The sequence below is a fragment of the Streptomyces rishiriensis genome, assembly GCF_003112535.1.
Lineage (GTDB): Bacteria > Actinomycetota > Actinomycetes > Streptomycetales > Streptomycetaceae > Streptomyces > Streptomyces rishiriensis.
Genome location: NZ_BEWA01000005.1, coordinates 140,731 through 159,777, shown reverse-complemented (window position 1 = coordinate 159,777; position 19,047 = coordinate 140,731). Strand labels below are relative to the sequence as shown.

16 protein-coding genes and 1 pseudogene are annotated in these 19,047 nt (G+C 72.8%); 6 read left to right on the top strand and 11 right to left on the bottom strand.

Features of this window, described 5'->3' with window-relative positions; translation table 11 throughout:
• Nucleotides 1–481: 481 nt before the first annotated feature.
• Nucleotides 482–1,633: a WD40/YVTN/BNR-like repeat-containing protein gene (locus Sri02f_RS09125; protein WP_109000589.1), complete on the bottom strand. Its 1,152-nt coding sequence runs from the start codon at nt 1,631–1,633 to the stop codon at nt 482–484.
• Between the two features lie 213 nt (nt 1,634–1,846).
• On the opposite strand from Sri02f_RS09125, the gene Sri02f_RS09120 reads away from it, so the two are divergent.
• On the top strand, nt 1,847–2,428 hold the full coding sequence (locus tag Sri02f_RS09120; RefSeq protein ID WP_109000588.1) for an Rv1733c family protein: 582 nt from the start codon (nt 1,847–1,849) through the stop codon (nt 2,426–2,428).
• Between the two features lie 276 nt (nt 2,429–2,704).
• Here Sri02f_RS09120 and Sri02f_RS09115 read toward each other — a convergent pair whose 3' ends face one another.
• Nucleotides 2,705–4,498, bottom strand: coding sequence for an acyl-CoA dehydrogenase family protein (locus Sri02f_RS09115; protein ID WP_174855614.1), 1,794 nt, complete (start codon nt 4,496–4,498; stop codon nt 2,705–2,707).
• A gap of 73 nt (nt 4,499–4,571) precedes the next feature.
• Here Sri02f_RS09115 and Sri02f_RS09110 point away from each other — a divergent pair, with 73 nt between their 5' ends.
• Nucleotides 4,572–5,324, top strand: a complete 753-nt coding sequence (locus Sri02f_RS09110) for a PaaX family transcriptional regulator C-terminal domain-containing protein (protein WP_109000586.1) — start codon at nt 4,572–4,574, stop codon at nt 5,322–5,324.
• Between the two features lie 135 nt (nt 5,325–5,459).
• On the opposite strand, the gene Sri02f_RS09105 is transcribed toward Sri02f_RS09110, so the two are convergent.
• Together Sri02f_RS09105 and Sri02f_RS09100 are read right to left on the bottom strand one after the other, a co-directional pair.
• Nucleotides 5,460–6,191 (bottom strand): pectate lyase, encoded by a 732-nt coding sequence (locus tag Sri02f_RS09105; protein ID WP_245970567.1) that lies wholly within the window; start codon nt 6,189–6,191, stop codon nt 5,460–5,462.
• Between the two features lie 203 nt (nt 6,192–6,394).
• Complete coding sequence (locus Sri02f_RS09100) at nt 6,395–7,372, bottom strand: pectate lyase family protein (RefSeq protein WP_109000584.1); 978 nt, start codon at nt 7,370–7,372, stop codon at nt 6,395–6,397.
• A gap of 525 nt (nt 7,373–7,897) precedes the next feature.
• On the opposite strand from Sri02f_RS09100, the gene Sri02f_RS09095 reads away from it, so the two are divergent.
• Nucleotides 7,898–9,211: an extracellular catalytic domain type 1 short-chain-length polyhydroxyalkanoate depolymerase gene (locus tag Sri02f_RS09095; RefSeq protein ID WP_245970566.1), complete on the top strand. Its 1,314-nt coding sequence runs from the start codon at nt 7,898–7,900 to the stop codon at nt 9,209–9,211.
• Between the two features lie 166 nt (nt 9,212–9,377).
• Here Sri02f_RS09095 and Sri02f_RS09090 read toward each other — a convergent pair whose 3' ends face one another.
• The gene (locus Sri02f_RS09090) at nt 9,378–10,775 is read right to left on the bottom strand and encodes an FAD-dependent oxidoreductase (RefSeq protein WP_109000583.1); all 1,398 of its coding nucleotides are present in this window, start codon (nt 10,773–10,775) and stop codon (nt 9,378–9,380) included.
• 146 nt (nt 10,776–10,921) lie between these two features.
• Between Sri02f_RS09090 and Sri02f_RS42645 the strand changes: the two genes are divergently transcribed.
• A complete protein-coding gene (locus tag Sri02f_RS42645; RefSeq protein ID WP_307721028.1) occupies nt 10,922–11,689 on the top strand; it encodes a DUF6214 family protein in 768 nt (255 codons plus the stop codon).
• 266 nt (nt 11,690–11,955) lie between these two features.
• Here Sri02f_RS42645 and Sri02f_RS09070 read toward each other — a convergent pair whose 3' ends face one another.
• From Sri02f_RS09070 to Sri02f_RS09055, 4 genes and pseudogenes are all read right to left on the bottom strand, one after another.
• Nucleotides 11,956–12,630 (bottom strand): TetR/AcrR family transcriptional regulator, encoded by a 675-nt coding sequence (locus Sri02f_RS09070; RefSeq protein WP_109000582.1) that lies wholly within the window; start codon nt 12,628–12,630, stop codon nt 11,956–11,958.
• Between the two features lie 188 nt (nt 12,631–12,818).
• Nucleotides 12,819–13,508, bottom strand: a complete 690-nt coding sequence (locus Sri02f_RS09065) for an HAD family hydrolase (RefSeq protein ID WP_109000581.1) — start codon at nt 13,506–13,508, stop codon at nt 12,819–12,821.
• Between the two features lie 393 nt (nt 13,509–13,901).
• Nucleotides 13,902–14,018 (bottom strand): annotated as a pseudogene (locus Sri02f_RS44020) (phosphatase PAP2 family protein); the annotation flags it as partial.
• Between the two features lie 148 nt (nt 14,019–14,166).
• Nucleotides 14,167–14,709, bottom strand: a complete 543-nt coding sequence (locus Sri02f_RS09055) for a DUF5134 domain-containing protein (RefSeq protein ID WP_109000580.1) — start codon at nt 14,707–14,709, stop codon at nt 14,167–14,169.
• Between the two features lie 163 nt (nt 14,710–14,872).
• Between Sri02f_RS09055 and Sri02f_RS09050 the strand changes: the two genes are divergently transcribed.
• Both Sri02f_RS09050 and Sri02f_RS09045 read left to right on the top strand, forming a co-directional pair.
• A complete protein-coding gene (locus Sri02f_RS09050; RefSeq protein WP_109000579.1) occupies nt 14,873–16,663 on the top strand; it encodes an FUSC family protein in 1,791 nt (596 codons plus the stop codon).
• Between the two features lie 116 nt (nt 16,664–16,779).
• Nucleotides 16,780–17,433 carry a MarR family winged helix-turn-helix transcriptional regulator gene (locus Sri02f_RS09045; RefSeq protein ID WP_373865086.1) on the top strand — a complete coding sequence of 218 codons (654 nt, stop codon included), beginning with the start codon at nt 16,780–16,782 and terminating at the stop codon, nt 17,431–17,433.
• Between the two features lie 211 nt (nt 17,434–17,644).
• Here Sri02f_RS09045 and Sri02f_RS09040 read toward each other — a convergent pair whose 3' ends face one another.
• Nucleotides 17,645–18,409 carry a VOC family protein gene (locus Sri02f_RS09040; protein WP_109000578.1) on the bottom strand — a complete coding sequence of 255 codons (765 nt, stop codon included), beginning with the start codon at nt 18,407–18,409 and terminating at the stop codon, nt 17,645–17,647.
• Between the two features lie 219 nt (nt 18,410–18,628).
• Nucleotides 18,629–19,027, bottom strand: a complete 399-nt coding sequence (locus Sri02f_RS09035) for a VOC family protein (protein ID WP_109000577.1) — start codon at nt 19,025–19,027, stop codon at nt 18,629–18,631.
• Nucleotides 19,028–19,047 lie beyond the last annotated feature (20 nt).

The window sequence follows — 19,047 nt, the reverse complement described above, 5'->3', positions numbered from 1 at the left end:
CGGTGCCTGCGCCCCCGGCCACCTCGTCCAGGAAAGGCATCTGCGGGTCGCCGTAGGGAAGCCGACCGGGTCTTCTTCCGGTGGTTGCATTTGTCGACGAACCGGTCACATCGACGAACATGCCACGTCTAAGAGACACGAGAGGTCGGCGTCCATCTGTGGGGGACGGGGGCTGTACGAGAGGGCGCTGTACTGGGGACCGCCGATCAGGGCCCTCGCTGGACTGCTCAAGACTTGAGTGGGCGGCCGGGTGGAAGCGGCTGCCCACATCGGTGCTCTCGTCAGGGCGCGCCGGCCGACTCGCGCGCCGGCCGACTCGCCGTCGGCCCCCAGGGAACGACAGGCCGTCCGGCGACTTGCCTTCATGGGGCGGAAAGCGCCCGCCGGCACGCACGCGATGCGTGCACCACCGCCCCGTACGGCGCCCCCGACCGTCGGAGCCGGGCCGCGCCGGACCGCCTTCCGGCGTGCCCGGTGCGGGTCATCCGACCACCGCGGCCCTTACGCACAGCACGTCCGGCAGGTGCGAGGCCAGCTGGCGCCAGCTGTCGCCGTCGTCGGCGGAGGCGAAGACCTCGCCGTTGCGGTTGCCGAAGTACACGCCCGCCGGGTCCGCGTCGTCCGTGCACATCGCGTCGCGCAGGACCGTGCCGTAGTGGTCCTCCGGCGGCAGCCCCGCGGTGAGCGGCTCCCAGCTCTTCCCGGCGTCCGCCGTACGGAAGACCCGGCATCGGCGGCCGGCGGGCACCCGGTCCGCGTCGGCGTTGATCGGGAACACGTACGCCGTGTCCCCGCGCGTCGGATGCGCCGCGACGGCGAAACCGAAGGTGGAGGGGAGCCCCTCGCCGATGTCGGTCCACCGCGCGCCCGCGTCGTCGCTGCGATAGACCCCCCAGTGGTTCTGGAGGTAGAGGCGGTCCGGGTTCGCCGCGTCCCTGGCGACCTTGTGCACGCACTGCCCGAACTCCGGGTTCGGATCCGGCAGGAAGACGGCCGACACACCGGAGTTGGACGGCGACCAGCTCGCCCCGCCGTCCGTCGTGCGGAACACTCCTGCGGTCGACACCGCCACCGTCACGGCCCGTGGGTCGCGCTCGTCGGTGAGGATCGTGTGCAGGCCTTCCCCGCCGCCGCCCGGCACCCACCGGGAGCGGGTGGGGTGCTCCCACAGCGGGCGGACCAGTTCGAAGCTCTCGCCGCGGTCCTCCGAGCGGTACAGCGCGGCCGGCTCCGTGCCCGCGTACACCACGTCCGCCTCGGCCGCCGCCGGGTGCAGCTGCCACACCCGCTCCAGCGAGGCGTCCGTGTCCTGCGGGAACTTGACGGCCGGGCTGGCCGGCTCGGTCCAGGTGCGGCCGAGGTCGTCGGAGTGGAACACCGACGGGCCCCAGTGCGCGCTGTCGCCGCCGGCCAGCAGCCGCGGACGCTCGCCGCGGGTGTCGACGGCGACCGAGTAGATCGCCTGTGCGTTGAAGTAGGGGGTCTCGTCGAACTCCCAGACGCCGCCGCGCCGCCGCCCGATGAACAGGCCCTTGCGCGTGCCCACGGCGAGCAGTACCTCGGTCATGCCGATCACCTCCGCAGTGTCCTCGACATCGTCGTCTCGGACACCGGCCAGTCTGCACCCAGCCACTGACAGTCACCTCTGGACACACCGTCGCCGCAGGTCACGGCGGGCATGGCGGGTCGGCGCCGCTTGACTTCGGCCACTTTCCCGGGGACGCCTGCGCGGGCCGCCGGGTCCATGGAACCGTCAGGAGGGGAGACCGGCCTGAGCAACAGGGCCGCCCGCCGCGTATGGGAGGGCGGCCGGGATGTTCATGTGCTCATGAGGAGGCAGCCTTCGATGGCGTTCCGTGGTCCGAAGGTGTGGCTGTGGCGCTGGCGGCGCAACCCGCTCAAGCGTCGTGCGGACGTGGTGGAGTCATGGGTCGTGCTCGGCGTGTGGGCGCTGACCGTCCTCGCCGGGGTGCTGGCGGGGTCGGCGACCGCGGGGTCCGTCGAGAACGGTCTGGCGCAAGAACGCGTCGAATGGCGGCCCCTCGTGGGGCGGCTGACCGAGCAGGCCCCGGGCAGGGCCGCCGCGAGCGGCTCCTCCAGCGGCGAGCAGGTATGGGCGAAGGTGGGCTGGACCGGGCCGGACGGCTCCCCGCACACGGGCCAGGTCCGCGTGGGGCCGGGCAGCGCAGCAGGCACCCCGGTCGAGGTCTGGACGGACCCGCAGGGCCGCCTGGTGACCCGGCCGGCCAGCGCGTCGCAGGCCAGGCTGCGCGCCTCCCTCGTCGGCGGCCTGGCCGGAGTCGGGATGGCGACCCTGCCCCTCGCGGGCGGGCGCGTTCTGCGGAGCCGTCTGGAACGCCGGCGCGAGGATCAGTGGGACGCCGAGTGGGCCCGTTTCGCCGTGCTCTGGGGCCGCCCGACGAGCTGACCGACCAGCACGGGCGCGGCACTCCCCGCCACCCGGGTGCGCGAGGACGTCGACCATGAGGGTGCGCGAGGACGTCGACCTGCGCGGTGTGCGGGGTGGCAGAGGTCCGAGCCCTACGTGGCGTGCACGGGCGGTCCGTCGGACGACCGACCGCCCGTGCGGGGCGAACCTCCCCCTGTGCGGTGGGCCCGACCGCCCGAAGTGCCGACTGATCACGTCGGCACCACGCCACGGGCAACGAAGCGGAATCGAACCGTGACTCACAGGTGAGAGAGGTCAGTTCGCGGCGGGTAGGCGCCGCTCGGGAAGGCCGCGCTCCAGGATCGCGTCCAGGTCCGCGGCGTCCGGGAGGGTGCCGAAGGAGTGACCCCAGTCGCCGTCCAGCCGGGTGGCGCAGAAGGCGTCGGCGACGGCGGGCGGCGCGTGCCGCACCAGCAGGGAGGCCTGCAGCGCGAGCGCCATCTGCTCCACCAGCCGACGCGCGCCGGACGCGGTGGCCGTCGTCAGCCCGGACCTCAGCCGTGCGACGGCCGTGTCGAGCCGGGCGTCCGCACCGCGCGCCAGGGCGAGTTCGGCGAAGTACGCTTCCGCGGTCGACGGTTCCCGTGTCAACGCCCGCAGCACGTCGAGGGCGTTGACGTTGCCCGAGCCCTCCCAGATCGACAGCAGCGGGGCCTCGCGGTAGTGGCGGGGCATGCCGGAGTCCTCGACGTAGCCGTTGCCGCCGAGGCACTCCAGAGCCTCCGCGGTGAAGGCCGGCCCCCGCTTGGTCACCCAGTACTTGCCGATCGCGGTGGCGATCCGCCGGAAGGCCCGCTCGTCCCCCTGACCGGCGTCCCCCTGGCCGTCGTCCCCGCGCACCGCGCGGTCCGCGGCCCCGGCCAGTCGCAGCGTGAGCGTGGTGGCGGCCTCCGACTCCAGCGCCAGGTCGGCCAGGACGTTGCGCATCAGCGGCTGGTGGAGCAGTCGCGCCCCGAACGCACTGCGGTGGCGCACATGATGTCCGGCCTCGACGAGTGTCTTGCGCATCAGCGCCGCCGACATCATCACGCAGTCCAGCCGCGTGCAGTTGACCATCTCGATGATGGTCTTGACGCCCTGTCCCTCGGGTCCGACCAGCCAGGCCACGGTCCCGTCGAACTCCGGCTCGGAGGACGCGTTCGAGCGGTTGCCCAGCTTGTCCTTGAGCCGCTGCACGCGGAACGTGTTGCGGACGCCGTCGGGCAGCACACGCGGCACGAGAAAGCAGGAAAGGCCGCCGGGAGCCTGCGCCAGCACCAGGAACACGTCGCACATCGGCGCCGACGTGAACCACTTGTGCCCGCGCAGGGTGTACACCCCGGGCTCGGCCGTCGGCGAGGCGGCCGTGGTGTTCGTCCGGACGTCGGAGCCGCCCTGCTTCTCGGTCATCCCCATGCCGGCGAGCAGCCCGCGCTTCTGTGTCGGCACCCGCAGCCCCGGGTCGTACTCCCGGCCGGTCAGCAGCGGTTCGTAGACGGCGGCGAGCTCCGGCTGGCGACGCAGCGCCGGGACGGCGGCGTACGTCATCGACGTGGGGCAGCCGTGCCCCGCCTCGGTGTGGCCCCAGGCCAGACCGCCCGCCGTGCGCGCCACATGGGCGCCCGGCCGGTCGTCCGCCCAGGGCGCGCCCGCCAGGCCCTCGGCGACCGCGACCCTCATCAGCTCGTGCCAGCTGGGATGGAAGTCGACCTCGTCGAGGCGGTGGCCGTACCGGTCGTGCGTGCGCAGGACAGGCTCGTGCCGGTTGGCCAGTTCGCTCCACTCCTGCGCCTCGACGCCGCCGGCCAGCCGACCGATCCTCCGCACGTCGTCCTCCGCCCACCCGGCGCCCTCCCGACGCAGTCCCTCCAGGAGCGCGGTGTCGTCGGAGGCGTCGTAGGGCGCCAGGGGCGGCGGTTGGTTGGTGACGTCGTGCGTCACCTGCGCCGGCACCGGCGAAGGCGGCTGGGACGGCGACGGCGACGGCGAGGGGGGCGGAGGCGGGGATGAGGACGGCGACGGGGATGGGGACGGGGACGGGGACGGGGGCTGTGCGAGTGTCGGGGCCATGGCGACCATGTTGCACGCAGCCCACGGTCGTAGCAATAGTGCAACATCGGGGTCGCCCGTACAGTACGTCCTCATGGGGATCAACGTGTCGGCGCAGCCCGGCGAGGTCGACCTGCCCCCGCTGTCGGCGCGGTCGGTGGTCCTGAGCCTGCTGCTGGGCGCGCATCCGCCCGAGCTGGCGGCCAAGGACCTGGTGCGCGGGGTGGAGCCGTTCGGCGTCGGCGGATCGACGGTGAGGGCCGCGCTGAGCCGGATGGTGGCGGCGGGCGACCTCCGCAGGACGGACGGCGTCTACCGGCTCAGCGACCGGCTGCTCGAGCGGCAGCGGCGGCAGGACGACGCCGTGCACCCGCACACGCGCGCGTGGGACGGCGACTGGGAGATGCCGGTGATCACCGCGACGGGTCGCGGCCCCGCCGACCGCGCCGGACTGCGCGCCCGGCTGAGCGCTCTCAGGCTCGCCGAGCTGCGGGAGGGCGTCTGGCTGCGCCCGGCCAATCTGGGCCGGCCCTGGCCCGCCGATCTGGACGAGGTCGTCCAGCGTTTCACCGCCCGGCCCGACACGCCCGCCCGGGAGCTGGCCGAGCGCCTGTGGCCGCTCGGCGCGTGGGCGCGGACGGCACGGAACCTCCTGGCCCACGTCGAGCGGGCGCAGCGACCCGCCGACCGTTTCACGGCCCTCGCGGCGGTGGTCCGGCACCTGCTCGCCGACCCCGTGCTGCCCGCCGACCTCCTGCCCGCCGACTGGCCCGGCGCGGCGCTGCGCGCCCTGTACGACCACCACCGCCGTGAGCTCTCCGCGGCGGTGCTGGGGCCGGTTGCCTGACCGTGGGCGGCCGTGCGAAGCGCCGTGCGGGGGACGCTTCGTACGGCCGCCTTCTCACCGTGGGGGGAGTGGGGAGGGGCTGCCTGCAGGTAAGGGGACCACCTCAGGCAGAGGGACTGCCCGCAGGTAGAGGTGCTACCGGTAGGTGATGTCGGACGACGCGTACTTGCAGTAGGTGCCGTCGGCGCCCGCGCCGTTCTTGGGCGGCTCCGCGCCCGTGTTGTTGCCGATGTACTTCTGGCAGGGAACGATCTTCTTGCTGCTGTCCCCGACGATGGTGATCTTCTTCAGGGTCGCGCTGTCGCCGTAGTTGGTGTTGATGCCGACGAGCCGACCGCCCTTGTACGTCGCCTCGATGGTGTTGAGGTTGATGGTGCGCTTGTACTGGCCGCTCTTGCAGTTGCCGCAACTGCGGACGAACGTCCCGAAGTTCTTCACCGCGAAGTTCGAGACGTTGAGCGTGCCGGCGCCGTTGAACTGGAACACCTTGTCGCTGGCTTCCTTCGCCCCGCCGCCGGAGACGGTGTAGACGTTCGACGACGACGAGCCGAGGAAGGTCGCCGCGTCCTCGCCGACGTCCTCCCACCAGACGTTCTGCAGCGTGCAGCTGCCCAGGCAGTGGATGCCGTCCGCGGCGGGCGAGCCGATGATCACGTTCTTGAGGACGGCGCCTGCCGCGAGCTCCAGGATCGGGTCCTGGTCCTCGTTCTGGCCGCCGGTGCCGAGGTCGCCGCTGCCGTACAGGCGCTGCATCCCGTAGTCCTTGGTGCCGGATACCGAGATGGTGGCGGTCACCGCCTTGCTGCTGGTGGGGGTGGGCCAGGTGGCGGCGCTCGCGGGCGTGAGCGCTCCACTGGTCATGATCATGCCAATCGTGAGGCCGACCGCGGACAGCCCGCCCGTGACGGCGCGCCCATGGCGCCGGCCGCCGTGTCGAGTCGCCGTCGACGGCGCTGCCGAAGGCGCTGACGAAGATGTTGGTGAAGCTGTTGGTGAGGGTGCTGGCGAAGTCATGTCCCGATGCCTTCTTCCGGATGGGGAGTGGGGGATGAGGCGAACGCTCCGGAGGGTCAGAGCTTTCCGGCGCCCGCGCCCGACGTCACCGAAGCGACTACGGAGGAGGCGGGCTCTGCGGTGTAGCTGTACGGCGGCTTGGTGAACGTCCCGACCCGCGACACCTCGGTCGCGGCTCCGCCGAGATCGTTGCCGGTCAGGTTGGCGTAGCCGTCCACGTCGCTGTCGCGGTCGGTCGTGACGGCGACCGCCGTCGAGCGGAAGACGTTGTTCTCGACGAGCATCTGCGCTCCCATGCGCGAATGGACGGCGGTCTCGGCGCCGACGACGTAGTTGTCGTAGAAGTGGCCGGTGCCGAAGCGCAGACTGGGGATGCGCGAGTAGACGTTGCTGAAGTGGTTGTGGTGGTACGTCACCCGCAAGTGCCCGGTGTCCTGGCTCGCGTTGTTGTCACTGTGGCCGACGAGCGAGCCCTTGTAGTGGTCCTTGAAGGTGTTCCACGACACCGTCACGAAGTCCGAGGCGTGGTTGATGTCCAGCAGGCCGTCGTAGTAGTCCTTGTCGTGATCGCGGTCGGCCGAGAAGGAGTTGTGGTCGATCCACACCTTGGTCGAGGCCTGGACCTCGATCCCGTCGGCCGGCTTGAGCGGCTTGCTGATGTGGAGATTGCGGATGACCACGTTGGTCACCTTCTTCAGCCGCAGCCCGCCCCCGGTGAACCCGGACGACGAACCGACCCCGAGCACCGTGGTGTTGGACCCGACGTCGACCTGACCGCTCAGCGGGATCAGGCCGTCGACCTTCACGACCTTCGCCGTGCTGCCGGTCACCGCCGTTCTGAACGCGGCCAGGGTCGACACGGTGACCGCGCCGGCCCCGCCGCCGCCGGTCGTGCCGGCGCCGAACCCGATCGGCGCGCTGTCGGCGGCGACGGCCGGCGGGGGCAGGGCCATGACCGCCGCAGTGGCGAGCGCGGCCGACGCCGCGACCAGAACGTACCTTTGCGCATGTGTACGTGGGGGACCTGTGCGCATGGGGGTGCGTCCCTTCGTGAGGAAGGAATGGGTCAGGTATGTGATGGCTGTATATCTTGCTGAACGTGGTGCATGGGCGGTGCGGACCTGTGGGGGGTCGAGTGAGCGGCTCGGTCACACTGCTGAACGGAACGTAGGGGGCAAGCGCTTTCTAGTCAACGCTTTGCGCAGAAGACATCCGGCCACCCCGAGCTACTCCAGGCCAACCGGCCGAGGCGCGCGAGCAGTTGGCGTGGGAGCGCTTCCATGGCGCGTCGGCGCATGTCACCATGCCATGCGGACGCTTCCCTTCACGCGTCGCCTGTCACATGTCACGCGTCACGAGCCACGCGCACGGAAATCCCTCCGGGGGTCGGCCCCGACGAGCCGGATCGCCGGCTCCGGCTGGGTCGCCGCCGCCCGCTCCAGCACTCCGTACGACTCCAGCCCCCCGTCCGCTCCAGCACTCCGTGCGACTCCAGCACCCCGTGTGACTCCCGCACCCCGTACGACGTCCCCGAGCCGCCACCAGAAAGGGACAGACACGTGTCCGACTCCCTTGGAAGAGCGCTGCGTTCGCTGTTCGGCGCTGTTCTTCTCCTGCTCGCCGCGGCGCTGCTGACCGCGCCCACGGCCGTCGCCCGCCCACAGGCCGCGGCGCCGGTTCCCGCCGCCACGCTCACCGAGGTCACCGGCTTCGGCACGAACCCCAGCAACCTCCAGATGTACCTGTACGTGCCGGTGAACGTCACCGCACGTCCGGCCGTCCTGGTGGCCGTGCACTACTGCACGGGTTCCGGCCCCGCCATGTACAACGGGACCGAGTACGCGCGACTGGCCGACCGTTACGGGTTCATCGTGGTCTACCCGTCGGTCACCCGCAGCAGCAAGTGTTTCGACGTCTCCTCGCCCCAGGCGCTCAGGCGCGGCGGCGGCAGCGATCCCGTCGGCATCAAGTCGATGATCGACTGGACCGTCCGCACGTACTCCGCCGACACCGGACGGATCTTCGTGACGGGCGTCTCCTCCGGCGCGATGATGACGAACGTCCTGCTCGGCGACTACCCCGACGTGTTCGCGGCGGGCGCCGCGTTCGCGGGTGTCCCGTTCGGCTGCTTCGCGACCACCGACGGCTCCGAGTGGAACAGCAAGTGCGCCGGCGGCACCGTGATCCACACGCCCCAGGAGTGGGGAAACCTGGTGCGCAACGCCTACCCCGGTTACACCGGACCGCGCCCCCGCATGCAGGTGTGGCACGGCACGCAGGACGACACGCTGCGCTACCCGAACTTCGGGGAGGAGATCAAGCAGTGGACGAACGTGAAGGGTGTCAGCCAGACCCCGGCCGCCACCGACTCGCCCGTGTCCGGCTGGACCCGCACCCGCTACGGCGCCACCGGTGACCGCGCCCCCGTCGAAGCCATCAGCGTCCAGGGCGTCGGACACGGTGTGTACAGCAACGGAATGGGAGCCCGGGTCCTCAAGTTCTTCGGCCTCGACGGCTCCGGGCCCGCGCCCGACCCGGACCCCCAGCCGCAGCCCGGCGCCTGCCGGGTCACGGCCTCCATCAGCGCCTGGAGCACCGGCCTGACCGCATCCCTGACCCTCACCAACACCGGCGCCTCCGCGGTCGACGGCTGGAAGCTGGGCTTCACGCTGCCCGCCGGGCAGACCATCACCAGCGGCTGGGGCGCCACGTACGCACCGGCCTCGGGAGCGGTGACGGCGACCAACGCGGCCTACGACGGCACGCTGGCGCCCAACGCGAGCGTCAGCATCGGATACCAGGCGAACCATGCGGGCAACAGCGCGGCGCCAGGTGCCTTCACGCTCAACGGCGCTACCTGCGCGGCGAGTTGAGTCGAGGCACCTCACCGTGGGCGGCCGGCGCGGCCGCCCACGCACCATGCGGGAAGCGCGCATCCCGCGGCCAGCGGCATCCCGGGAGCGGAAGGCCGCCGGGGGCGTCAGGGGCGTCGGGGGCATCCGGGGCGTCGGGGCGCGCCCGACGCCCGGGCCTCCGGGGTCAGGAGGTCCTGTCCGCGGGACGCGAAGGGTCGCCGGACGCGCTCGCGGCGCGCGAGCGGCCGCCCGGCCCGGCCGCGGCCCGCAGCGCCGCCCAGTCCGGCAGCTTCACCACGCCCCTCCCCAGCGATGCCCCCAGCGCCGCCTCGGCCCGCTCGATCGCCAGCCATCCCGCCCACCCGACGGGCTCGGCCCCCATCGCCCGCAGCGAGTCGAGCGGATCGCCGGCCAGCCGGCGTCGCGCGAGAACAGGGGCGTCGTCCAGGAGGGACGCCGCCGTCTCCTTCGCGCACGGCCGGTTGGTGCCGATCACACCGGTGGGGCCCCGCTTGATCCAGCCCGCCACGTACTCGCCCGGCGCGACCTGGCCCGCGCGCACCACCCGCCCCGCGACATGCGGCACCGTGCCGCTTTCCGCGTCGAACGGCAACCCTTCCAGGGGCACCCCTCGATACCCCACCGACCGCAGCACCAACTGCGCCTCGACGTCCTCGTATTGGCCGGTGGCGGTGACGCCGCCGCGCCCGTCCGGAGCCGTCCGCTCCAGGCGCACCGCCGCCACCCGGCCTTCGACGGCGAGCAGTGCGACCGGTCGTAGGAAGAACCGGAGCCGGATCCGCCGCCGGGCGCCGCGGGCCGGCGCCGCCGCCCAGCCGCGCAGCACCTCCACGTTGCGCCGCTGCGCCGCCGGCAGCCCGGACGGATCGCCGTACGCCGGATCGGATGCCAGCTCCGCCTCGTCGACGACCACCTCGGTGTCGGGCAGCCCGCCCAGCTCGCGCAGTTCCTTGGTGGTGAAGCGCGCCTGGGACGGGCCGCGCCGCCCCACCATGTGGATCTCGGTCACCCCGCTCGCGGACAGCGCGCTCAGCGCCTTCTGCGGCATGTCGGTGGGACTCAGCTCGGCCGCGCCCCGGGCCAGCATCCGGGTGACGTCCACCGCGACGTTCCCGACGCCCACCACGACGGCCGCGCGGACGTCCCGCACGAATCCGCCGGTGGAGGCGTCCGGGTGCGCGCTGTACCAGGACACGAAGTCCGTCGCGGACCAGCTGCCGGGCAGTTCCTCGCCGGGGATCCCGAGGTGCCGGTCCGACGCGGCGCCCACGCAGTACACGACCGCGTGGTACAGCTCGCGCAGCCGCGCCACGGGCACCCCGTCCGCCCCGACCCGGACCCCGCCGAGGAAACGCACCCGCTCGTGTTCGAGCACCGTGCGCAGGCTGTGCTGCAGCGACTTGATCTTTTCGTGGTCGGGAGCGACGCCGTAGCGCACGAGGCCGTAGGGGCACGGCAGGCGGTCCAGGACGTCGACGAGCACCTCTGGATCGCCCTGGACCAGGTTCTGGGCGGTATACACCCCACTCGGTCCTGAGCCGACGACGGCGACACGCAGCACGGCGGAACTCCTTGCCCCGGGGTACGGAGGAGAGCGCTGGTGTCTCCAGCATCGCACCGGTCCCGCTCCGCTGACAGGGTGCTGTGTCCTTGCGGGGCACGCGTGTCCGTTCGTATGGAAAGTGATCATGCGGTTACGTTGCGTGTGTGCTAGAAGCATCGTTTCTCAATCTTTCTGATCGTTCCGCCGGGGACGGCTCGGTGTCCGTGTATCCGGCATGGGAGGTCCGGGAGGGTGGGGGCGTCGTCACTTCCTGGTTCCAGGTCCGGCTGGCGTTCACCGACGGTGCGTGCGTCGAGCTGCTGGCCGTGGTCTGCGACGGCCGCGTCTCCATCGAGGACGTCCGGGCCTGTCCGGCCCTGTCCCTCGTCGACCTGACGGTGCTCGCGGACTGGATCGAAGGGCCCCTGTTCGACAGGTGCGACAGAGGCGGCGCCCAAGCCGAGAACGCGCGGGGCACACGGGACGGAGGGGACGGCCGGGGCGACCGGGATGACCGGAATGACGGGGAGGACCGGGGCGACCCGGGCGGACGACACGCACCGTGCGCATCAGACGCGCCCTTCGCATCAGACGCGCCGGACGGCGCAGGCGCACCGCATGCACCGCATGCACCGGACGCGCGGGACGCTCCGGATGCGTGGGACGCCCCGGATGCACCTGGCACGGCTGCCGGTGGTGTCGGGGAGTGCGCGGGCGAGGCGTTCGACGGCCGGCGGGCCCGCCCCGCCTGGCCGCGCGGCATCGAGGGGCGCCGGCTCGTGGCGCAGGAGTACCGCGCCGCCCAGGAGGAGGGCGTGGACCCGGTCCTCGCGGTCATGTGCGCGACGGGGCACAGCCGGCGCCGATCGCTCCGGCTGATCGCGCAGGCGCGGGACGCCGGATACCTGACGCCCCGCCACGCGCGCCGCTGACCGTTCCCGCTGCTCACCCGGACGGGCGACGGGGGCGGGAGTCATCGAATGCGGCGCATCCGGGTGATCTCGCTCGTCTGCTTCGCGATCACGTCGTGGGTCGTGTTCCCCGTCACCAGGCGGACACCGAGAAGTGCGTGCCCGCAACGGCTCGCTCCATCCGGTCAAGGGCAAGGACCTCATGGTCCAGGCCTGGTATCAGGGCCGCGTCTCCGTCTGGGACTTCACCGACTCGACGAAGCCGTCAACGTCCAGATCCAGCCGGACTACTTCGACTGATCCCCGGACGGCAGGTCCGTCGCGAAGAACCGCGACAGATCGGTGTCACATCCCCCGCCGGGCACCTCGGCGTCCGGCGGGACCCCCTGCTCCCAGTCGAGGCGGTAGCGCGCGAACAGGTCGGCGCGCAGTCTGGCGAGCGGCAGAGGCACGTTCGGCAGCACCATCGAGTACACGGCGCCCATCAGTTGGGAGCGCAGCATCGGGTAGTCGTGGTCGGCGTCCTTTGAGCCGTGCCGGGCCGCGGTCTCCCGCAGGAGTTCGGCCAGTCGCTGCTGTTCCGGGCACTGCAGGAAGCCCTCGGCCTGGAGCAGCCCCGCCATGTGCTGACGCATCAGCACCGTGCGGTCCCGGGCCAGTCCCATGATCGCGTCGATGGCCCGGGCCATCAGCTCCCGGCCGTCGTCGGTGTGCGGCTCGCGCTCCAGCGCCTCTTCCAGCGTGCGGTGCATCAGGCGATGCACGGCCGACTGCGCCAGTTGGCGCTTCCCGGGGAAGTAATACGACACCAGGCCGCGCGCCGTGCCCGCCCGGTCCGCTATGTCGCCGAGGGTCGTGGCCTCGTACCCGCGCTCGCCGACCAGTTCCACCGCGGCCTGCAGGAGCCGTTCCCGGGAACGCCGCCGCAATTCTTCATTGACCGAGGCGCTGCGCGGGGACATCCTGTAACTCCTGCGTTGACTGGCTGCCAGCCAACTATACTCAGGAACCCCGGTCGGCTCCGGAACGGAGTCCGCCGGGCTGCCGCCTGCTCTGGGCGACGCGGGGGATCGTCCAGAGTGGGCGCGCTTCTCCCGTATTGGTGTCCTGAGGCTACAGTCGCCTGGGCGTACGCCGCGTTGACGTCGGCTCAGCCCACCAGCTCCAGCACCGGCCGCAGCCCGTCCGGGCGTTCCGCCGCCGGCAGATGGTCCACGAAGTGCACGGCGCAGCCCAGCGCGGCCGCCCCGCCGTCGGCCGAGCGGCTGTCACCCACCATCAGGGTCCGGCGAGGGTCGGCCCCCAGCGCCTCGCACGCGATCGTGAACAGCCGCGCGTCCGGCTTCTGCACGCCGTACTCGTACGACAGCGTGTACGTGTGGACGTACGCGTCGAGGCCGTGCTCCCGGAACACGGGTCGCAGATCCCAGCCGATGTTGCTGACCACGCCGACCCGCAGCCCGCGCTCGCGCAACCCGCGGAGCACGGCGAGGGCGTCGGGATACGGGGACCAGGCCGCCGGCGCCTTGTGCCGGTCGTACAGCGCGTCGTACAACGCCGGGTCCGGCAACGGCACCTGACGGCACAGGCCGGTGTAAGCGGCCCGGTGCAGCTCCGCGCTCTCGTCCCGCACCCGCCACAGCCCGGCCAGCTCGTCGGGCACCCGGACGGGGGACGCTCCGCCCGGCAGCGCGCCGGCCTCCTCCAGGGCCCGTGCCTTCTCGGCCAGTTCAAGCCCGGGCATCGCCACGCCCGCCGTGCGCAGCGCCGACCGCAGCCAGGACTCGGCGGACTCGATCCGGAAGAGGGTTCCGGAGAAGTCGAACAACACGCTCTTCATGCGGACGATCTTATGGAGTCCGCCAACCCCGCCGCTCGGGAATCGGGACGACCGCCAGCCCGCCGCCGCGGGCCACGAGGACGGCTCAGAGGGGGAGTTCGGATGAACCGACGGGAAGTTCGAGCGGCGAACGGGCACTTCGGAGGGATGGACGAGAAGTTCGTGCAGGTGAAGGCAGTTCGGGCGGATGGAAGCGGAGTTCGGTCCGAGTTGCGCAGGCCCAGGACGCGGATCACGTGCTCGTCGGGCTGTGACGGAACGTCAAGAGGATGCGTCCGCGGCTGGGTTCGCGTTCGGGGCGCCGAGCCGGGGCACCGTCGTGGGGGGACCGACCCCGACGCGGGCGGCGACCTCGCGACACCGCCGTGATCCCGGTCCGGTCCGGTCCGGTCCGGGCCGCCGACGCAGGTGTGCCGCGATCGCCAGCGTCGTCGGCGTGGCGCCGAGCAGCCGGCCGGCCAGGACGTCCGACGGCCAGTGCACCCCCAGCCAGATCCTCGTCAGTCCCACACGCTGGGATGGGTCCGAGGGGTGGGGGAGGGGCCGAACACGCCCCGGTCCGCATTGAGTTCGACCAGGGCCGGCACGGTCGTCAACCGGCCCCGACCTCGGGGCCGGAGCGAAGAACTGCCCGCGTACCGCCTGCCAGGTCCGGGGATCACATCGTCAGCAGCATCGTGAGCATGCCGATGCCCATCGACAGGCGGCAGGCCCGCGCCACTTCGGGCCGGTCGCCCCAGGCGACGGCGGCTCCGCCCGCCCCGGCGGCCGGGAGCAGCCGCACCCCCGCGAGGAGGACGTAGCCGGTGAAGTACGCCAGCAGCGCACCCGTCAGCAGCGGGACTCCCGAGCCGCCGTGGCGGTGTGAGTGAGCGGGCGTGCCGGCCATCACGGCCGCCATGTACACCATGGCCCCGGCGCCCACCAGATGATGCAGATGATGCGCGCCGGCCCGAGCCGACCACAGCGCCCGCAGCGCTGCCGCTCCGAAGACCACGGCATAGGCCGGCCACGCCCACGCCGGCGGTGTGAACACGGCAGGCGGCACGGCCATCGCGGCCATCCCGAAGCCCATCAGCGCCTCGCCGCCCGCGGCTCTGCGCTGTTCCTCGACCCCGCTGCGCATCCGCAGCAGGCAGTAGGCCCCCGTCGCCGCACACAGCGCGACCAGCAGCCAGCCGGGCGAAGCCGGTCCGTGCACGCGCACCTCCCCGCTCGGCGTTCACCGACCGCTCGGCGTCCGCCGTCGAAGGATGCGATGCCCACGCCGTGCCGCGCGCACGCGGGCGCAAGGGTGTACACGGGGAGCATCCGACGGAGCACAAAAACATTTCACGGGTAAAACACATGTTAAATTGATGGATATGAGCAGTGCGACCCCCCAGCGCCCCCGGCCCCGTCCCGGGCCCCGACACCGACCGCCGCACCGACCCCGACCCGGAAGGCGCCCGGGGCCAGGTCTCCCGCTCTCCGGCGTCCTGCGGCTCGGCCGCCCCTCGGACATCTGGTTCAAGCCCGCTCTGAGCGTGATCGCCGCGGTCGCCCCGCCGAACCTGATCCTGCTGGCCCTCGGGCGGCTGGACCTGGCCATCTACACGATGGCCGGATCCCTGTGCGCCCTCTACGCCCACAACCGCCCATACGCCGCCCGGGCCCGCGTGCTGGCCTGGGTGGTGCTCGGCATGACCGGCGGACTGGCCGTCGCCCTGCTCGCCGCCTCGCTCACCGCGTCCCCGGTCGTCCTGGTCACCGTCGGCGCGCTCCTCGCGGCCGCGCAGAAGGCCCTGTGCGACGCGACCCGCCTCGGGCCGCCCGCCAACGTCGTCCTCACCTTCATCAGCTCTGCCTCGCTGTTCGTGCCGCAGACCCTCGACCAGGTCCCCGGCCATATCGGGCTGGCTCTCGCCACGGGCGGCTGGGCCTGGCTGATCGGCATGGCGCCCGCGCTGGCGCGCCCGCACGGTCCCGAGCGACGCGCCACCGCGCACGCCCTGAACGCGGCCGCCGCCCACGTCGACGCACATGCGGCAGGCGCAGGCGCAGGCGCGGGCGAAGGTGAAGGTGAAGGTGAAGGTGAAGGTGAAAGGGAACGTGAAGGTGTAGGTGAGGGCCGGGCCCGCGCCGCCGCGGCTGCCGCCGTGCACGCCGCCTGGCAGACCCTCCTGTCGGCCCGCGCCGGGGAGACGCGCCGCGGTCTGGAGCGGCTCGTCGTGCGGGCCGAGATCGCCCTCGCCGCGCCCGCCGACACCGACCCGGCCCGGCTGCGCGACTGGGCCCGCGACCTGCTCGCCGCCGCGCCCGTCCCGCGCCCCGACGATCTCGTCGACGACGACGAACTCATCGGCGTCGACGCCGAACTCGCCTTCGGGCGAACGCCGTTGAGGCACCGTCTTGGCCCCCTCGCGCCCATCGCGGCACGCACCGCCCTGGGCTGCGCCCTCGCCGGACACGCCTCCCTCGCCCTCGGGGTCGGCCGCCCCTACTGGGCCCTGGTCACCGCCGCGTCCCTCTACCAGGCGAACGTCACCCTCACCTGGAGCCGCGCGGTTCAGCGCGTCGTCGGCAACCTCGTCGGCGTCCTCGCCTTCGCCGCGCTGGTCCCGCTCGCCCACCTCGCCCAGGCGGCCCTCGTCCTGGTCTGTCTCGCCCTCAACTTCGGCGCGGAGGCGCTGATCAGCCGCAACTACTGGCTCGGCAGCGTCTGCGTGACCCCGATGGCCCTGCTCATCACCGAGTTCGCGCAGGTCCAGGATCCGGGCCGACTGATCACCGAGCGACTCGTGGACACCCTCGTCGGCGCCGTGGTCGGTTTCGCCGCCGCGATCGCCGTCACCAACCGCCGGGCCGGCGACCGTCTCGAAAACGCCCTGACGGCGGTCGAACGAGCCCGGGAACACGCCGCCCGCCTGCTGGCGGAGCCGCATCCCGCCACCGGAGCCGTGGACGCGGCCCGCCGCGCCCTGGCCACCGCGCTGGTCGATCTCCGCGCCACCGCAGACGCCGCGGCCGGCGAGTGGTGGCAGCGTGCCCTGCCCCAGGAGCGGGTCGTGACGGCCGAACAGTCGGGACACCGTACGCTCGCGGCGACGGTACGGCGCCAGGGGCTGCTCCTGGACCGGGACGCGGGTACGAGAGCGGAGGACGTACGGCGATGACGGCGACGCAGGGACGGGCGGCGGCCGGGAACGGGGCACAGGAGGGTTCCGCGGACGGCGACGGCAGCGCCCCGAGGCGGCGCCCCCGGGCCGAGGCCCCGACCATCACCGGTGACCTGGCCGAGGGCGGCGGCCCGACCACCACCGGCGACCCGACCACCACCGGCGACCCGGCCGAGGACGGCGACCCGGCCGAGGGCGGCGGGCCGGCCCAGGACGCCAGGCCGGCCCAGGACGGCGGGCCGGCCGCGGACGGCGGGCCGGTGAGGAACGACACGGTCGCCGCCGTCGTACGGCAGTGGCAGACCGTGCGGCCCGACCTGGACACCGGCCCCATGGAGATCATCGGCCGGGTCAACCGCTGCGCCGCCCTGCTCCAGCAGGCCGAGGACGCGCCCCTGCGCGGAGTCGGACTGAGCCGGCCCGAGTTCGACCTGCTCGGCGCGCTGCGCCGCACCGGCCATGAGCTGACCCCCGGCGAGCTGGCCCGCGAGACCTTCTCCTCCGGGGCCGCCGTCACCAAACGCCTCAAGCAGCTCACCGAGCGCGGCCTCGTGGAACGCCGCGGCGACACCCGCGACCGCCGGGTCGCCCATCTCCGCCTCACGGACGCCGGCCGGGACCTCGTGGACGGCGTCATGCCCGAGCAGCTCGCCTACGAGAGCGCGGTCCTGTCCGCCCTGGACGACGGCAGCCAGGGTGAACTGGCCGATCTGCTGGGCGAGTTGCTCAGCCGGCTGGAGGGGCACATGCGGTCACTGCGGGTCTGAGCGGCGGTCTCGTCCACGAGGCGGCCGTCACGCGGCGGCCGTCACGACGAGGCCGTCACGAAGGGGGCTGTGACGAAGGGGGCTGTGACGACGAGGCCGTCGCGAAGGGGACCGTACGTCGCGAAGGGGACCGTCGCGGAGGGGCTGCGTCCCCGTACGCCACCATGCGGCGGTGTCGTCGAGCGCGCCGCACTCCGCCGCGGCACGGCGTTCACTCCCCGTGGCCCGCGCGGTACACGCCGAAGGCCGCGCCCGGCGGGTCCCGGAGCACGGCGATCCGCGGACCGTCCGGCACGGAGGCCGGTTCCACGAGGACGGCGCCGCCGGCCTCGACGGCCGTCCGCGTGGAGGCGTCCACGTCGGCCACCGCGAAGTACGGCAGCCAGTGCGGCGGCACCTCCGGCGGGAACTTCCCGTCCATCGTGATCATGCCGCCGAAGTCGGCGCCGCCGACGCCCCACTGCACGTAGTTCTCCGAGGAGCCGACGGTCCAGCCGAACACCGTGGTGTAGAAGGTCTCCGCCCGCTCCGGATCGCGGGTCAGCAGCTCGACCCAGCCGAGCGAGCCGGGCGCGTTGAACAGCCCGGCGCCCGGGAACGCGCGCGCCTGCCACAGCTGGAACGCGGCGCCGGCCGGATCCAGGGCGACGACGAAACGGCCCATGTCGAAGACGTCCATCGGACCCACCAGCACCTTGCCGCCCGCCTCCGTCACCAGCCGTGCGCTGACGTCCGCGTCGGTCACCGCGAACGACACGCTCCAGGCACACGGCTGCGCCTGCTGATGCAGGGGAGTGAGCGCGGCGACGGCGGCCTCGCCGAGGTGCGCGACCGTGTAGCCGCCCGCCTCCTGCCGCGGGTCCGTCTGTGCGCGCCAACCGAACAACCGCGCGTAGAACCGCTTCGCCTCCTCGAGGTCACGGGTCCCGAGCTCGGCCCAGCAGGGCCCGCCTGGCAGGGGCGCGTCGAGCTTCATGACGTTCCTTCCGACAAGGGGACCCCTTCCAGCACGCTAAGCCTCGCCCCGGACGACGGCATCCGCTGACCGCCACAGCCCGAGATCCCCGGTGCGGCCCGTCCACCGCGCAGTCGGGCCGCACCCACGGCCGGCCCGAGCCGCGGCGCTCCATGAGCCGGATGCGGCCCGGGCGTGTGGGATGCCCGGGCGGCGTCGGACGGGCCCCGGGCCGGTGGTTCAGATGCCCGGGCGGTACCGCATCGGATGGTCCGCGGGCACCTCCACCAGCACGATCGGGGTGCCGTCCGGATCCGCGATCCACATCTCGACCAGCCCCCATGGCTCCTTCACCGGCGGACGGACGATCTCGACCCCCTTCGCCCGCAGCTCGTCATGCGCGGCCGCCACGTCCGGCACCTGCAGCCACAGCCGTACCGCGGGGTCGGGGGGCATCGGCGTCCGTGAGCGGCCGGAGAGCTCCAGGAAACCGCCGCCGAGGAAGTAGACGACACCGCGCTCCTCTCCCGTGCCGAACTCACGGGAGACGGCCAGCCCCAGCTGCTCTCCGTAGAAGGCGCGCGAGCGTCCGGGATCGGTGGGGCGGAGCAAGGTCCTGCTGCTGAGTACATGCACCATGCACCCTGAGACTACCGGCG

Excerpts from the sequence above, each read along its gene's own strand:
- Sri02f_RS09120 (WP_109000588.1), top strand. The coding sequence starts at position 1,847 with ATGGCGTTCCGTGGTCCGAAGGTGTGGCTGTGGCGCTGGCGGCGCAAC.
- Sri02f_RS09115 (WP_174855614.1), bottom strand. The coding sequence starts at position 4,498 with ATGGCCCCGACACTCGCACAGCCCCCGTCCCCGTCCCCGTCCCCATCC.
- Sri02f_RS09110 (WP_109000586.1), top strand. The coding sequence starts at position 4,572 with ATGGGGATCAACGTGTCGGCGCAGCCCGGCGAGGTCGACCTGCCCCCG.
- Sri02f_RS09105 (WP_245970567.1), bottom strand. The coding sequence starts at position 6,191 with ATGATCATGACCAGTGGAGCGCTCACGCCCGCGAGCGCCGCCACCTGG.
- Sri02f_RS09100 (WP_109000584.1), bottom strand. The coding sequence starts at position 7,372 with ATGCGCACAGGTCCCCCACGTACACATGCGCAAAGGTACGTTCTGGTC.
- Sri02f_RS09070 (WP_109000582.1), bottom strand. The coding sequence starts at position 12,630 with ATGTCCCCGCGCAGCGCCTCGGTCAATGAAGAATTGCGGCGGCGTTCC.
- Sri02f_RS09065 (WP_109000581.1), bottom strand. The coding sequence starts at position 13,508 with ATGAAGAGCGTGTTGTTCGACTTCTCCGGAACCCTCTTCCGGATCGAG.
- Sri02f_RS09050 (WP_109000579.1), top strand. The coding sequence starts at position 14,873 with ATGAGCAGTGCGACCCCCCAGCGCCCCCGGCCCCGTCCCGGGCCCCGA.
- Sri02f_RS09040 (WP_109000578.1), bottom strand. The coding sequence starts at position 18,409 with ATGAAGCTCGACGCGCCCCTGCCAGGCGGGCCCTGCTGGGCCGAGCTC.
- Sri02f_RS09035 (WP_109000577.1), bottom strand. The coding sequence starts at position 19,027 with ATGGTGCATGTACTCAGCAGCAGGACCTTGCTCCGCCCCACCGATCCC.